The sequence below is a fragment of the Actinacidiphila acidipaludis genome (genome assembly GCF_019890725.1).
Lineage (GTDB): Bacteria > Actinomycetota > Actinomycetes > Streptomycetales > Streptomycetaceae > Actinacidiphila > Actinacidiphila acidipaludis.
Genome location: NZ_JAINZZ010000027.1, coordinates 78,033 through 93,061, shown reverse-complemented (window position 1 = coordinate 93,061; position 15,029 = coordinate 78,033). Strand labels below are relative to the sequence as shown.

The following is a 15,029-nucleotide window of genomic DNA, read 5'->3' as shown; positions in this document are numbered from 1 at the left end:
TCGCCCTCGCGAGTCCGGCCGCGGCCCACGCCGACCTCGTCGGCTCGTCGCCGCGCGGCGGGTCGGTCCTCGGCGCCGAACCGGCCCAGGTGACCCTGGCCTTCTCCGAGCGGGTCACGCTCGCCCTCAGCACCGTCACCGTGATCGGGCCCAGTGGACGCCGCGCCGACCGGGGCGCCTCCGCCGAGCCGGGCTCCGGCGGGGAACGGATCCGGGTCGGGGTGGCCCCGGAGGCGGACCACGGCACGTTCGTCGTGAGCTGGCGGGTCACCGCGGCCGACGACGGCCACACGACCTCGGGCGTGTTCACCTTCGCCGTGGGCGCGCCGAGCGGGACGAGCGCCGCCGAAGGCACGACAGCCGCCCGGAACCGTCCGACCGACGCCGTGCTCGACCTGGCGATCTGGCTCGGCTTCGCCGGTCTCGCCGGCCTGGCCGGGGTCGCGGTGCTCCGCTTCAGCGCGCCCGACGACCCGAACGCGGCCACGGATCAGACCCTGGACGCCGCCGTCGGGGCGCCTTCGCACGGGCTCACGCAGGCGGCCCCGGACGGCGACGGCCGAAACGCCCCGGAAGCGAGGGACACGCCCGGCGAGCAGCGCGAAGCCATGACCGCCCTCGCCGCCGCCGTCGCCGCCACGGACGCACCCACCACCACCGCCCCCGCGTGGACCCGGATGCGCCGGCCCGCCGCGCTCGGGTGGGCCCTGCTGCTCACCGGAACCGTCCTGCAGCTCCTCGCCTACGGTCCCGCCAGTCAGGGCGCCTCGCTCCGACATGCCGTCGACCGGCCGCTGCTCTCCGCGTCGCTGTCCGGTCACCTCGGGCACGCGCTCGTCGCTCGGATCATGCTGCTCGCGCTCATCGCGGCGATCGGCGAGGAGATCCTGCGGCACCGCCGCGCCGGGGCCGCCACCGCGGCCGTGCTGACGCTGCTCCTCGCACTCACCTGGAGCGAGACCAGCCACGCCCCCAGCGGGTCCCTGGTGCCCCTCGCGCTGGCCGTCACGACGCTGCACGTCACCGCCATGGCGGTGTGGGCGGGAGGCGTGGCCTGCCTTCTCGTGCTGATGATCCGCCGCCCGGAGGCGGCCGGCGTGGCGGTCGTGGCGCGGCGCTTCTCCCGTGTGGCCCTGGCCGCCGTGGTGGTGCTGGCCGCCACGGGCCTGTGGCAGGCCTGCCGCGAGGTCGGCAGCGTCGACGCGCTGACCGGGACGCACTACGGGCGACTCCTGCTGGTCAAGGTCGCCCTGGTCCTGGCGGTGCTTGCGGCGGCCGCTCACAGCCGCACACGGGTCGGCCGGCGCCGCGGCGCTCCCGCGGCCGTCTCGGGCGTCCGCGGCTCCCTGCTGGTCGAACTCGCCGGCATCACGGCGGTTCTGGTGGTGACGGTGCTGCTGATCGGCACCGCCCCGGCACGCGTCCCCCACGGCGGGGGCACGGTGACGGATCAGGCTCCCGCGGCGTCGGTCCGGCGCTGACGCGGGCACGCCCCCGGCGGCCCGAGAGCCCGCTACTCCTCCGCGGTCCTGCGGCGGCGCAGCAGCCTGCGCACGATCAGGGCGGCGACCACCAGACCGGCCGCCACCAGCAGGTACAACGAGTACCGGTTGATCTGCCGGTAGAGGGTGGTGATGTGGTCGCCGGCCGCGTAGCCGATCCCGGCCCACAGGCCGACCCAGAGGGCCGCGCCGAGGGTGTTGAAGAAAAGGAAGCGCCGCCACGGCATCCGCGTGGTGCCGGCGATGATGCCGTTGGCCTGCCGGAGCCCTTCGACGAAGCGGGCGATCGTGACGACCTTCCCGCCGTGGCGGGTGAAGAAGCCCTCCGCCTTCTCGAAGCGCTCGGGCGTGAGCAGGATGTACTTGCCGTAGCGCAGGACCAGGGTGTGGCCGCCGGTGCGTCCGATGAGGTAGCCGACGTTGTCGCCGAGTATCGCGGCGACGATGCCGATCGCGATGACCGCCGCGATGTTGAGCTGCCCGGCTCCGGCGTACAGGGCGGCGGCGATGAGGATCGTCTCCCCGGGGGCCGGAACGCCGAAGTCCTCGACGAAGATCAGGCCGCCCACGGCCCAGTAGCCCCAGTGGTTCAGTACGGGTGCGAGGTCGCCCAGCACACCGGGCAGCGGTGGTGCGCTCAACGGCCGTCCCCTTCCTCCGCGGCGCCGCAGGGCGTCGTTCACCCGCGGCTGCCGGCGCAGCCGGCTCCTGGATAACTTTCGATGTCCGGCAGGCGTTCCCCAGAAGCAGGAATTCAGGAGATCATCTCCGCGGAGCAACCATCGCCGGGGTCGCCGTCGTCCTGCTCGGAGGACTGCCACATGTGCCTGCCAGGTGGATGTGATAGGCCGGGGCTGCGCGTCCGGCCGCAGCCCCCGGCCCGGACCAGCCGCCCCGGACGCCGACCCACCGACGCCAGGAGATGACCTCATGTCGCATTCCGGTTCCGGCCCCGCGCCGACGCGCCGGCGTGGCACCGTGCCCGGCTCCACCGAGACCACGCCCGACAGGTCGCGTCGGTCCCGGCGGGAGGCCCTCAACCGGGAGTCCCGCCAGCCGGAGGACGGCAGCGTCGGCGCCGTCCTGACCCGCACGGCCGAGCTCACCGCCTGCTGCTTCACATCGCTGGCCATGAGCTTTCTCGTGATGGGCGTCGTGGCCGCCCTGGCCTTCGGCGCCTACTCGCTGTTCGGCTGAGGGCCGCCCGGCCCACGGCGCCCCCTCGGCCCGCCCGACCGTGAGGCGGGCGGGCCGGGAGCGGGCGGCCCGGTCTCAGCGGCCGGAACGGTCCGAGACCAGCGCGCCGCCGTATCCCTGCGCGGTGACCTCCAGGTCGCCCGGGTTCCCGAGGGCGGTCTGCGGGCAGGAGACCGTGACCGTGCGCTGCTCTCCGGGCAGCAGCCACAGGTAGTTCTCGGAGTACCGGGCCGGGAGGATCCGCTGCCTGGCGGCGTGGCCGCGCAGCCCCAGCCGCACCATGGGCGCCACGGCCTTGCCCGCGTTCCGTACGGTCACGCTCGCCGTCACCCGGCCGTCCCGCACGGTGACACGGCTCTTCGTCAGCCGCAGGTCCGCCCCGGACAGCCCGTTGAGGGTCTTGAGGTCGCCCGGGCTGTCGCAGCGCCAGTAGGTGTTCTCCGACAGCACGGTCCCGTCGGTCCGGCTCAGCCGCAGCCGCACCAGGTGGAGCGGGCCGCCCCCGCCGGCGGCCGCCACCGTGAACGCCGGGGCCGTTCCCGACGCCGGGACGTCGAGGCTCAGCTTCTGCGGGGCGGCCAGCCGGACGCCGGTCAGGTCGAGCACCTCGGCCGTCACGACCGCTCCCCGCAGGTCCTCCGCCGTGTGATTGACCGCGATCACGGCCCAACTGCGCGGATCGGCCTGCACGTGCTGGGCCTCGCAGCCGGAACGGGCGCCGTAGTAGCTGCCGTTGACGTCGAGATCGTAGTCGTAGGTCTGCCAGACGGTGCTGTGCCAGGCCGGGTTGGACATCCACAGCAGCAGGCCGCTGGCGTCCTTCCAGAGATTGGCGTTCCACGCCTCGAACATGGCGCGCATCGACTCGAAGTTGACGAACTGCGCCTTGGCCGCGAACTCCTCCAGCGACGAGGACTCCCCCAGCCGCTCGTCGATGGCCGCCTTGTAGTTCTGCGGGTACTGGTTCCCCTTGGTCGACCAGTCGTGGTAGTTCCAGACGGTGCTGATCGGCCAGCCCTCCTCGTCGCCGACGAGGTTGTGCATGCTCTCGGCCACGGACACCGTGGGGATGCCGATCTCGGTGTGGAAACCGAACGTGCCCGCGCCGTAGGTCTGCGGTGAGTAGTACTGCTGGGGGTCGATCCAGGCGTACGGGCCCCCGCCGCTGACCACACCGGCGGCGGAGTTGCTGACATAGCGCACGCCCGGGTGCTCGGCGGCCACCGCGGCGGCCGCCCCCTGGTCGATCTCCCCCGACGGCGTGCCCTCGTTGGCGCCGCACCACACGGCGATGCACGGGTGCGAGCGGTACCGCAGGATGGTGTCGCGGACCTGGTCGAGGTACAGGGCATGGTTCGGCGGGTCGAGGAACCACGCGTTCCAGAAGTCGTTCCAGACCAGCAGCCCGTTCTCGTCACAACGGGCGTAAAATTCCTCGCGGTTGCTGCTGCCGATCCAGTTGCGGATCATCGTGAAGTTCATGTCGCGGTGCATGCCGACGACGGCCTCCATCCGGCCGCCTCCCATCCGGCGCAGCAGTTCGTCCCAGCCCCAGTTGCCGCCGCGGCACATGACCCGCACGCCGTTGACGCTGATCTGCAGTTGGTGGGGGCGGTTGTCGACCGCCAGCGCGTCCTTCCACGTGCTGCCGTCGTCGGAGACCTGGACGGTGAACGTCAGCGCGTAGGCGGTCTCCCACACCAGGGTCAGCCGGTCGAAGGAGCGTGTCCGACCCAGGTCCACCTGGATCCACTGGTCGTCGGTGTAGTTCGAGGACCACCGGGTCTGCGGGTCGCCGTCGACCGCGTTGCCGGGCGTGTTGGACGCGTTGTCGTTGGAGGAGGCGGTGGCCGCGCCGTGCAGGGCGAAGTCCGTCCCCGGATCCGCGCTGTTCACGACCGCCAGCGTCCACAGGGAGATGCCGAATCCGGTGGCGCGCTTGCCGCCCTGGATGCGGACGTAACGGGCCTGCTGCGCCGGGATGTCGACGGTCTGCTCGACGTGGTTGGCGCCGGGCGCGAAGGTGATGGGGTTCTCCGAGGCGTACGCCGTCTCGCGCAGGCCGACCCGCACGGTCCGCGTGTCGCTGACCGTGCCGGCGACCGCCGCGGAGACCTGGAGGTCGTGCAGGGTGGGCTCGCCGTAGCCGTTGGGCCACCACAGCCGCGGGTTCCTCAGCCGCAGGGCCGGGAAGTCGGCGGGTGCGAACACCGCGTCGACGCTCTGCCCGGCGCCGACCTGGACGGCCTTGCGGACCCGCACCCCGCAGAGCCGGGCCTCCACGGTCACCGTGCGGGCGGAGGCGGCGGCGTTGCGCACCGGCACGGTCACCGTCACCTCGGCCGTCGACCGGTCCGGGGACGCGGGGAGGACGGTGTCCACCCGGACGTCACCGAGGACCGCGTCGCCGGTGGCGCGCAGCCGGACGTGGTTCCAGATGCCCATGACGCGGTCGCGCACGGCCGGCATCCAGTCCCAGCCGGAGACGGCCAGCAGGTTGGGGCTGTTGAGCATCATGATGTTCGAGCCGGCGTCGGCGTAGGAGCTGCCGTCCGCGCCCTTGTCACCGGGGTTGCCGGGGTAGGGCATCGGGTCGATGCGTACCGCCAGCACGTGGTCGGCGTGTCCGGTGAGGGCGCCGGTGACGTCGAGCGAGGCACGGGCTGTGGGGTGGGCCAGGTCGCCGGCCTTGGTGCCGTTGAGCCAGATCTCCGCCTGGTGGTTGATGCCGTCCAGTTCCAGCCACACCCGGTCGCGGCCCTGGCCGCCGAAGTCGTGCGGGAGGCGGAAGGTGCGTCGGTACCACCAGGAGTTGCGGCTCAGGGCCTCGGGCACCTGCAGGTTGCCGAACCCGCGCACCGGGTCCGGCAGATGTCCCTCGGCTACCAGGGACGCCAGGATGGTGCCGGGCACCTGGGCCCGCAGCCAGCGCGAGGTGTCCACACCGGCGGCCGAGACCCGCGCACCGTCGTCCGTGCCGGCGAAGTCCTCCAGCGTGAGGTTCCAGCCGGACTCCACCGGCAGCGTGCCGTCGTCGGCGACGCGCAGCGCGGGCACCGGCCGGGCACCGCTGGTCCATTCGGTCCAGCCGGTGGCGGACGGCCGGTGGGCCGCGGGGGTGCCCAGCACCTGGAAGGAGTTCAGGCCCAGGGGGTTGGGGTTGGACAGGGCGGTGCCGACCATCCGCACCCAGCGTGTGGTCACCGGCGTGTCCAGTACCGCTTCGACGGTTCCGCCGGTGCTGGTCGAGCCCTCGTGGACCGCCGTCCAGTTCTTGCCGTCCGGCGACACCTCGATCCGGAAGGCCGTGGCGTAACTGGAGAGCACCTCCCAACCGGTGGTGCCGTTGCGCGGGTTGACGTCGTCGGCCGGCTTGTACACGGTGTCGCCCTCGGCGGCCTCGAAGACCAGGACGACCGACGTGACGTGGCACGGACCTTCGAGGTCCACCGCGATCCACTGCGGGGTGCCGGTGTCCGCCGCCCGCCAGCCGCTGCCCTTGGGGCCGGACTGCGCCATGCGGTCCACGACGAAGGAGCCGGGCACCGGCCCGTACGCGGTCGACGAGGCGGTCACCGGCCGGTAGAGCGCCAGGTCGCCCCCCGGGGCGGGCGGCGCGCCCGCCGGTGCGCCGGCGGGTTTCGCCGCGGCCCGGGCGGCGAACATGCCGGTCACGCTCACGGCGGCGAGTACGGCGCCTCCCGACCGCAGCATGCCGCGTCGGGAGAGGCCGTCCGCCCGGGAGGCGTCCTCGGTGGTGTCGTCGGACATCGGTGCTCCTTGGTGGTGAGACACGGGTCGGCGCTCGGCGCCCAAATGTCAACGTTGGCATGACAACGTTGTCAGTACTCGGGTGCGCTCCATGCTGATTGGCGCACCGCCTTCCGTCAAGAGCCGTGCGACCCCGACCCGCCCTCAATGAGCCTGTGCGCAACAGGCGTTGACAGCCCGCGAAACTCGTCGCAAGACTGACCCCGCTTCTCCGCCGCACCGATGCCCGGCCGGCGGAGGCGGCGTCTCCCCCGCACCTGAGAATCCGCGCCCCTGCGCGCACCCGGAGCGCGTCCGGACTCCACGGCGGCGATGCGACGCGGGGGCGACAACGTTGTCTACCCATCCGCGACAGTCAAGGAGCCTGGACGTGGCCCTACCCGACCGACGGCGACGGCGCCCCTCGTGGAAGCGCCGCACCAGACATCCGATGTCCGTGACGGCGGCGGCGCTGGCCGGCGCCGTGCTGTCCGTGCTGCCCGCGCAGGGCGCGCTCGCGCAACAGGCGGTGAACGCCCCCGGGGCGGCCGCCTTCGCCTCGTCGTTCGAGCCGTCGGGACCGGCGCCCGACTGGCAGGACACCGCCGACAGCGGTGGCGGCGGCCGTCCGGCGGTCTCGGGGGTGTACCCCGACTCCGGCGCCGGGCTGCCCGGTTCGGCGATGGCGTCGGTGACCGCGGTGACCGCGAGCGACGAAGCACTCCCCGACCACGGCGCCTCGCGGGCCACCGACGGCGATCCGGGCACGTCGTGGCAGGCGGCGAGCAGAACACCGCAGCTCTCGCTCACGCTCGAGTCCGCCGCCCGCGTCACCACCTACGCCATGGGCTCGGCGTCCGACTGGCCCGAACGCGACCCCGCGGCATGGACGTTGCAGGGCTCCTCGGACGGACGGAGCTGGACCACCCTGGACACCGAGAGCGGACAGACGTTCAACCAGCGCTCCGAGACACGGTTGTTCTCCGTCCGCCGTCCGGGGGCCTACGCGCACTACCGGCTGGCGGTCACCGCCAACCACGGGGACGACCACACCCAGCTCGGTGAACTGGTGCTCGCCGCGCAGCCGTCGGCCGCCGCCGGCATGACGGCGTCCGTCGGGGACGGCCCGGCGTCCAGTCCGACCGCGAAGACCCACGCCGGCTTCACCGGCACCCACGCCCTGCACTACGCGGGCTGGGAACTCGACGCCCACGGCAAGGCGCGCGACAAGGTCTACCAGGTGTCGCTGCCGGTGCGCCGCGACACCCGGCTGTCGTACGACATCTTCCCGGAGTCGACCGGCAAGGACCAGGGCTACCCGAGCTCCTTCGTCTCGGTCGACCTGGCTTTCAGCGACGGCACGTATCTCAGTTCGCTGGGCGCCACCGACCAGTACGGCAAGGCGCTGAGCCCGCGGGGTCAGGGCGAGGCCAAGGTGCTGCAGACCGACCAGTGGAACCAGGTCTTCGCCGGCATCGGCGCGGTCGCGGCGGGCAAGACCATCACGCGTGTCCTCCTCGGCTACGACAATCCGGACGGCCCGGCGCACTTCTCCGGGTGGCTGGACGACGTCCAGGTCTCCACGGCACCGCCGTCCGACGACTGTGCCCACCCCTCGACCTGCGTGATCACCACCCGGGGCACCAATTCGTCGGGGGACTACTCGCGCGGCAACGACGTCCCGGCGACCGCTCTCCCCCACGGCTTCAACTTCTGGACGCCGGTGACGGACGCGGGCAGCACCGGCACGCTCTACGCCTACCAGCGCGGCAACGACGCCGCCAACGAGCCGGAGATCCAGGCGTTCTCCCTCAGCCACGAGCCCAGCATCTGGGTGCAGGACCACCAGACCTGGCAGGTCATGCCGTCGACGTCGGCGACCCCCGCGACCGCGGACCGCACGACGCGCGCGCTGCCGTTCAGCCATGCCCGCGAGACGGCCAGGGCCGACTACTACGGCGTGACGTTCGACAACGGGCTGCGCGCGGAGATGACGCCGACCGACCACGCGGCCGAGATGCGCTTCACGTTCCCCTCGGACAGCGGAAGCCTGATCTTCGACAACGTGAACGACAACGGCGGGCTGACGATCGACCGCGCCACGGGTGTCGTCAGCGGCTACACCGACGTGTCCGGCTTCTGGGGCGCGCCACGGATGTTCGTCTACGCCGTCTTCGACCGCCCGATGACGGGCAGCGGCACCCTGCCGGGCGGCGGCGGTTCGAAGGTCAGCGGTTACGCGGGCTTCGACCTGGGCGCGGACCGCCAGGTGACGATGCGTGTGGCCACCTCGGCGATCAGCCTCGACCAGGCGAAGCACAACCTGCAACTGGAGGTCGGGGACGCCGGCTTCGACCAGGTGCACAAGGCAGCGCAGAAGGCGTGGGACGACGCGCTCGGCGTGATCAAGGTCGGCGGCGCGAACCAGGACCAGCTCGTCAGCCTGTACTCGAGCCTGTACCGGCTGAACCTGTACCCGAACGAACTGTTCGAGAACACCGGCACGGCGGGCGCCCCGGTCTACAAGTACGCCAGTCCGTACTCGCCGGGCACCGGCCAGCAGACGGACACGGCCACCGGGTCGGCGGTCAAGGAGGGCAAGCCCTACGCCAACGAAGGCTTCTGGGACACCTACCGGACCGCCTGGGCGCTGGACTCGCTGCTGTATCCGAAGCTGACCGGGGAGATGATCGACGGGTTCGTGCAGCAGTACCGCGACGGCGGGTGGATCGGCCAGTGGACGGCCCCCGGCTATCTCGGTTTCAGCGGCACCAACTCCGACGCCGCGATCGCCGACGCCTACCTGCGCGGCGTGACGGACTTCGACGTGCGCGGCGCGTACGAGGCGGCGGTGAAGGACGCGACGACGCCCTCGTCGGGCCTCAACGGCCGTCCCGACGTGCCGCATGCGACGTTCCTCGGGTACACGCCGCAGACCACGGGGTCGAGTGCGTCGGTGTCGCTGGAGGACTGCATCGCCGACTACGGCATCGCGCAGATGTCGCAGCAGCTGTACCGGACGGCGAAGGCCGGGGACCCGCACAAGCGCGAGTACCTGGACAACTACACCTACTTCAGGGACCGGGCGCAGCACTACGTCGACCTGTTCGACCCGGCGGTCGGGTTCTTCCAGGCGCGGAACGCGGACGGCACGTTCGAGCAGCCGCCCTCCACGTACAACCCGCTGAACTGGAACGCCACGGACTACACCGAGGGCGACGGGTGGACCTACGCGTTCGAGGTGCCCGAGGACGGGAACGGCCTGGCCGACCTCTACGGGGGCCGGTCCGGGCTGGAGAAGAAGCTGGACGAGTTCTTCAGCACCCCGGAGACCGCGCAGTACGGCGGCAGTTGGCTCGGCCCGTACCACGAGATGTTCGAGTCGCGTGACGACCGCATCGGGCAGTGGGCGTTCAACGACCAGCCGTCGATGCACGTCCCGTACATGTACGACTACGTGGGCCGGCCCGCGAAGGTCGCCGAGCACGTGCGGGACGCGGAGAGCCGGCTGTTCACCGGCAGCACCATCGGCCAGGGCTACCCCGGTGACGAGGACAACGGTTCGATGTCGGCGTTCTACATCGACAACGCGCTGGGTTTCTACCCGCTGCAGGCCGGCTCGCCGACCTGGGCGATCGGCTCGCCGCTGTTCGACCGGGTCACCATCGACCCGCTCGGCGGGCGGGCGCTGACCATCACCGCGGACGGCAACTCCGACCGGAACGTCTACGTCCAGTCGCTGCGGATCAACGGACACGGCTCCGACCGGACGTACGTGCAGCAGTCCGATCTGGCCGGCGGCGGTCACATCGACTTCCGGATGGGCCCGCGGCCGTCGTCGTGGGGCACGAAGGCGTCGGACGCCCCGCCGTCGCTGACCACCGGTTCGCAGCCGGCGAACCCCCCGGCGGACCTCACGGGACCGGGCAAGGGCACGGCGACGGCGAGCGGCGGCACGGATCCTGCGGCGCTCTTCGACAACACGTCCACCACCGCGGCCACGTTCCCGGCAGGGCCCGCGTCCGTGACCTACCGGTTCGACCAGCCGCAGCGGCTGGGCCAGTACACGCTCACCAGCGCGTCGCAGTCCGGCGGCGACCCGGCGGGCTGGACGGTGAGCACGTCCACCGACGGCACGCACTGGTCGGTCGTGGACCGCAGGAGCGGCGAGCCGTTCTCCTGGCGGCAGCAGACCCGGGCGTTCACCCCGTCCGTGGCGGGCGGGCCGTGCCAGTACGTACGGATCGACTTCGACCCGCCGGTCGGAGCCCAGGGCCTGACTCTCTCCGAGGTCGAACTCCTCGGCCGAGGCTGACCCCGGTGCCGGGCGGCCACCCCGACGGCTGCCCGGCACCACCCCGCCACTCGTCATCGACCCGAACCTCGGCGCTGCGGCATCATGCCCGCTGTGAACCCGTTCGATGGACTGCACCGTCGAACCCGCCGCCGAGGTGAACCGCCTGCTCCACGCGGCCGGGAGCGGGCATCGGATCGCGCTGTTCTGGCCGGGCGGCAACGACGGGTTCTCCGTGCTGGGACCTGAGAGCGTTCTTCGCGAGGCCGCCGCGGCGACCGCGGAAGCCGATGGCGCGTCAGCATGCGTCGTCCCAGGGCCGGCTCGCCAGGCATGACCAGGTTGTGAACCGCGAGGGGGTGTCGGAGGATGCCGGGCGTGACCGAACTGCTCGGCGACGCCGTTCCGCCCCCTGCCGTGCTTGACGCCTTCGGCGTGCAGGGCCCTGCTGTCCCGCTGGCCGGCGGGCAGGGACGAAGCGTTCTCGTCGGCGGGTTCGTCTTCAAACCCGCCGAGGCACCCGACGACGAGGTCGAGTGGTCTGCTTCCCTGTTCGAGAGCCTGGCGCCGGGCAGTGGCTTCAGGGTCCCGCTGCCCCGCCGGGCCGCGGACGGCCGGAGCGTCGTGGACGGTTGGACGGCCAGTGAGTTCCTGACGGGTGAGCCCGGCCCTCGCAGGCATTGGGACGGTGTGCTCGGCGCCGGCCGCGCCTTCCACGCCGCCTTGCGGCACGTGCCCCGGCCGGGCTTCCTGGACCGGCATACCCATCCGTGGGCGGTGGGCGATCGGGTCGCGTGGGGCGAGCAGGACGTCGACGTGATCGACGACCTCGCCGCGCCGTTCGCGGCTCTGCGGGAGCTGAGGCGCCCGGTGCGGCAGGACGCCGCCCAGCTCGTTCACGGCGATCTCACCGGCAATGTGCTCTTCGCCGAGGACGAAGTGCCTGCCGTGATCGACTTTTCGCCGTACTGGCGGCCTCCGGTGTTCGCGGAGGCCGTCGTGGTCGCGGACGGACTGCTGTGGTTCGATCTTCCGTCCGGCCTGCTGAGCGGCGGCGGCGATCATCCGGACTGGCAGCAGATGCTGATCCGTGCGCTGATCTTCCGACTCGTCGCGCAGAGCGAGAGCGCGGGGCCGGCGGGGCGGGCTCGATCCGGTGAGCCGGCGCTGTTCGTCAGGGCCATCGACGCCGTGGTGAGGAAGTTCGCGGCACTCTAGGGCTGGTCCTCCCCGGCGGCGGCCCGCCACCGGCGACGCCGTAGGCCCTTTTGCCGTCGGACCCGGTCCGACCTGCGACACCTGCCCAGGCTCCGAGCCGGGACTAAGGTGGATATGTCCGGCGATCAGGCGTCGTCATCCGTCCCGTGGACCACACCACTGTCGGTCCGCCTTTTTGTGCGCGGACGCTGGATTTCGTCTGTCGCGGACCATCCGCAGTACTCCATGTGGAGGTGGTGGAGAGATGAAGGCAGTCGTCTACGAGAAGCCTTATGACGTCAAAGTGTCCGAGGTCGAGGATCCCGGCATCCAGCACCCGAACGACGTGATCGTCCGCGTGACGTCGACCGCGATCTGCGGCTCGGACCTGCACATGTACGAAGGTCGTACCGCGGCCGAGTCCGGCATCGTCTTCGGGCACGAGAACATGGGCACGATCGAGGAGATCGGTTCGGGGGTGACCTCCCTGAAGGTCGGCGACCGCGTGGTGATGCCGTTCAACGTGGCGTGCGGGTTCTGCAAGAACTGCCAGGCGGGGTACACCGGGTTCTGCCTGACCGTGAACCCCGGCTTCGCCGGCGGGGCCTACGGTTACGTGGCCATGGGCCCGTACATGGGCGGCCAGGCCGAACGGCTGCGCGTGCCCTTCGCCGACTTCAACTGCCTGAAGCTGCCCCCGGGCGAGCAGTTCGAGACGGACTTCGTGCTGCTGGCCGACATCTTCCCGACCGGCTACCACGGCTGCGAGCTCGCCCAGGTCTCCCCGGGGGAGAGCGTCGCCGTCTACGGCGCCGGCCCGGTGGGGCTCATGGCCGCGTACTCGGCACTGCTGCGGGGCGCGGCGAGGGTGTTCGTCGTCGACCGCGTGCCGGAACGGCTCGCCAAGGCCGAGCAGATCGGGGCGATCCCGATCGACTTCACCAAGGGCGACGCCGCCGAGCAGATCCGCGAGCAGACCAACGGCGAGGGGACCGACAAGGGCGTCGACGCCGTCGGCTACCAGGCGCAGGCGCACGACGCCAGCCACGAGGAGCCGGCCGTCGTGCTGAACGCCCTGGTCGACACGGTCCGGCCGACCGGGATGCTCGGCGTCCCCGGCCTGTACGTGCCGTCCGACCCGGGCGCCCCCGACGAGCACGCCAAGCGCGGCGAGTTGCTGGTCGCCATCGGCAAGATGTTCGAGAAGGGCCTGCGGATGGGCACCGGGCAGTGCAACGTCAAGCACTACAACCGGCAGCTGCGGGACATGATCATCGCCGGCCGGGCCCAGCCCAGCTTCGTGGTCTCCCACGAGCTCCCGCTGGACGAGGCCCCGATGGCCTACGACCGGTTCGACAAGCGGATCGAGGGCTTCACCAAGGTCGTCCTGCACCCGGCCCTGGCCGCCTGACCGCCGTCTTCGCAGTGCCCGGCCGGGACAGGAGCGGCCGGGCACTTCCGCGGGCCGCCACCGCAGCCGCACGGTGGCCGGCCGGTCACGGTGCGCCAGGCCGGGCGGGCGGACCAGGCCCGACGGGCAGGGTCGGGTTCAACGGGGAGGGGCGGGCTCAGCGGGGAGCGCGGGGCGGAAATTGCTTCCTCCGGCGTTTGACCTCAAGCGCTTGAGGTGTGTTCTGCTGCCGGGTATGGAGATCTTGACCATTCAGGACGTATCGCGGCGCAGCGGGCTGAGCGAGCCCACACTGCGCTACTACGAGGACATCAAGCTGGTCGGCCCGATCGAGCGGGACGAGCGCAGTGGGCACCGGCGGTACCGGGCCCGGGACCTCGACACCATCGAGGCACTGGCGTGCCTGCGCGCGGTCGGTGTCGGCATCGAGGACATGCGCACCTATCTGGCGAACCGCGCCCGGGGACGGGAGGCGGCCGCGGAGCAGCGTGACCTGCTGCTGCGGCAGGCCGTGCGGATCGAGGCCGAGCTCGCCGCCCAGCACGCGCGGCTCGGCTACCTCCGGGAGAAGGCCTCGCTGTGGGACGCCCGGGACCGCGGCGACGCCGACGCGGAGGCCGAGGCGATGCGGCATGTCGTCGCCGCCGTGGAGAAGCTGGGGGTGCTGCGATGAGCCCGGTCCTGGTCACCGGCGGGTCCGGTTACCTCGCGACGCATCTGATCGCCGAGCTGCTGAAGGCCGGCCGGCCGGTGCGGGCCACCGTACGGTCGACGGCCCGGGAGGCCGGGCTGCGGGCGGCGGTCCGGCGCGGCGGCGCCGACGACTCGGGTCTTGAGCTGGTCGTGGCGGAGCTGACCTCCGACGACGGCTGGGCCGCCGCGGTGGCCGGCTGCGCCGAGATCCATCACGTCGCCTCCCCGATCCCGGTCACACAGCCGGACGATCCGGACGAGCTGATCGTCCCGGCCCGCGAGGGCACACTGCGGGTGTTGCGGGCGGCTCGTGACGCGGGGGCCCGGCGGGTCGTGCTCACGTCGTCCTTCGCCGCCGTGGGGTACTCCCCCAAGCCCGGTGCCGAGTTCACCGAGGACGACTGGACGGACCCGGACACGCCCGGGCTGGCTCCCTATCCGCGGTCCAAGGCGATAGCCGAACGGGCCGCGTGGGACCTGATGCGGGACGCCGGCACGGAGCTGGTGGTCGTCAATCCCACGGGGATCTTCGGTCCCTCCCTCACCACCGACCTCCGGTCGTCGATGGCGCTGACCAAGGCCATGCTCGACGGGACCATGAGCGTCGCGCCCCGGCATCGTTTCGGCGTCGCCGACGTCCGGGACGTGGCCGATCTGCACGTGCGGGCGATGGCCGCGCCGGAGGCCGCGGGCAAGCGCTACCTGGCCGTCGCCGACGGCCCGACCCTGAGCTTCCTGACGGTCGCCGACATCCTGCGCCGTCGGCTGGGTCCGCTCGCCGCCCGGGTGCCCACCGAGGAGGCGCCCGGCGACGACCTGCCGCAGCCGGTCATCCACAACGACCGCGCCCGTGCGGAACTGGGCTGGCGGCCGCGCCCTGCCGAGACCACCATCGTGGAGACCGCCGAGAACCTGCGGGACCTCGGCCTGTTGGAGAGCGACAGGTGACTAGAGTGCTCCGCGGCCGGAGTGGAGAGCGGGAGGA

The 15,029-nt window shown here is 72.1% G+C and carries 9 protein-coding genes; 7 read left to right on the top strand and 2 right to left on the bottom strand.

Going from position 1 to position 15,029, the window contains the following annotated elements:
• On the top strand, positions 1-1,481 hold a 1,481-nt coding region (locus K7862_RS21340; RefSeq protein ID WP_222964902.1), incomplete at its 5' end, for a copper resistance CopC/CopD family protein.
• A gap of 32 nt (positions 1,482-1,513) precedes the next feature.
• On the opposite strand, the gene K7862_RS21335 is transcribed toward K7862_RS21340, so the two are convergent.
• Positions 1,514-2,143 (bottom strand): DedA family protein, encoded by a 630-nt coding sequence (locus tag K7862_RS21335; protein WP_262413543.1) that lies wholly within the window; start codon positions 2,141-2,143, stop codon positions 1,514-1,516.
• 289 nt (positions 2,144-2,432) lie between these two features.
• On the opposite strand from K7862_RS21335, the gene K7862_RS21330 reads away from it, so the two are divergent.
• On the top strand, positions 2,433-2,699 hold the full coding sequence (locus K7862_RS21330; protein ID WP_222964899.1) for a hypothetical protein: 267 nt from the start codon (positions 2,433-2,435) through the stop codon (positions 2,697-2,699).
• Between the two features lie 75 nt (positions 2,700-2,774).
• Here K7862_RS21330 and K7862_RS21325 read toward each other — a convergent pair whose 3' ends face one another.
• On the bottom strand, positions 2,775-6,470 hold the full coding sequence (locus tag K7862_RS21325) for a discoidin domain-containing protein (protein WP_222964897.1): 3,696 nt from the start codon (positions 6,468-6,470) through the stop codon (positions 2,775-2,777).
• A gap of 430 nt (positions 6,471-6,900) precedes the next feature.
• On the opposite strand from K7862_RS21325, the gene K7862_RS21320 reads away from it, so the two are divergent.
• The 5 genes from K7862_RS21320 (at position 6,901) to K7862_RS21300 (ending at position 14,992) form a co-directional block, all read left to right on the top strand.
• Positions 6,901-10,764: a GH92 family glycosyl hydrolase gene (locus K7862_RS21320; RefSeq protein ID WP_222964895.1), complete on the top strand. Its 3,864-nt coding sequence runs from the start codon at positions 6,901-6,903 to the stop codon at positions 10,762-10,764.
• 357 nt (positions 10,765-11,121) lie between these two features.
• Entirely contained in the window at positions 11,122-11,961 is an 840-nt protein-coding gene (locus K7862_RS21315) for an aminoglycoside phosphotransferase (RefSeq protein ID WP_222964893.1), read from the top strand.
• 244 nt (positions 11,962-12,205) lie between these two features.
• The gene (locus tag K7862_RS21310; protein WP_222964891.1) at positions 12,206-13,351 is read left to right on the top strand and encodes a glutathione-independent formaldehyde dehydrogenase; all 1,146 of its coding nucleotides are present in this window, start codon (positions 12,206-12,208) and stop codon (positions 13,349-13,351) included.
• Between the two features lie 235 nt (positions 13,352-13,586).
• Positions 13,587-14,024 carry a MerR family transcriptional regulator gene (locus K7862_RS21305; protein ID WP_222964889.1) on the top strand — a complete coding sequence of 146 codons (438 nt, stop codon included), beginning with the start codon at positions 13,587-13,589 and terminating at the stop codon, positions 14,022-14,024.
• Positions 14,021-14,992 carry an NAD-dependent epimerase/dehydratase family protein gene (locus K7862_RS21300; RefSeq protein ID WP_222964887.1) on the top strand — a complete coding sequence of 324 codons (972 nt, stop codon included), beginning with the start codon at positions 14,021-14,023 and terminating at the stop codon, positions 14,990-14,992. The genes K7862_RS21305 and K7862_RS21300 overlap by 4 nt, the downstream gene beginning before the upstream one ends.
• The last annotated feature ends 37 nt before the right edge of the window (positions 14,993-15,029 follow it).

Bases quoted from the DNA above. Each gene is read 5' to 3' on its own strand.
- K7862_RS21330 (WP_222964899.1), top strand. From the start codon at position 2,433: ATGTCGCATTCCGGTTCCGGCCCCGCGCCGACGCGCCGGCGTGGCACC.
- K7862_RS21325 (WP_222964897.1), bottom strand. From the start codon at position 6,470: ATGTCCGACGACACCACCGAGGACGCCTCCCGGGCGGACGGCCTCTCC.
- K7862_RS21320 (WP_222964895.1), top strand. From the start codon at position 6,901: ATGTCCGTGACGGCGGCGGCGCTGGCCGGCGCCGTGCTGTCCGTGCTG.
- K7862_RS21310 (WP_222964891.1), top strand. From the start codon at position 12,206: ATGAAGGCAGTCGTCTACGAGAAGCCTTATGACGTCAAAGTGTCCGAG.
- K7862_RS21305 (WP_222964889.1), top strand. From the start codon at position 13,587: ATGGAGATCTTGACCATTCAGGACGTATCGCGGCGCAGCGGGCTGAGC.
- K7862_RS21300 (WP_222964887.1), top strand. From the start codon at position 14,021: ATGAGCCCGGTCCTGGTCACCGGCGGGTCCGGTTACCTCGCGACGCAT.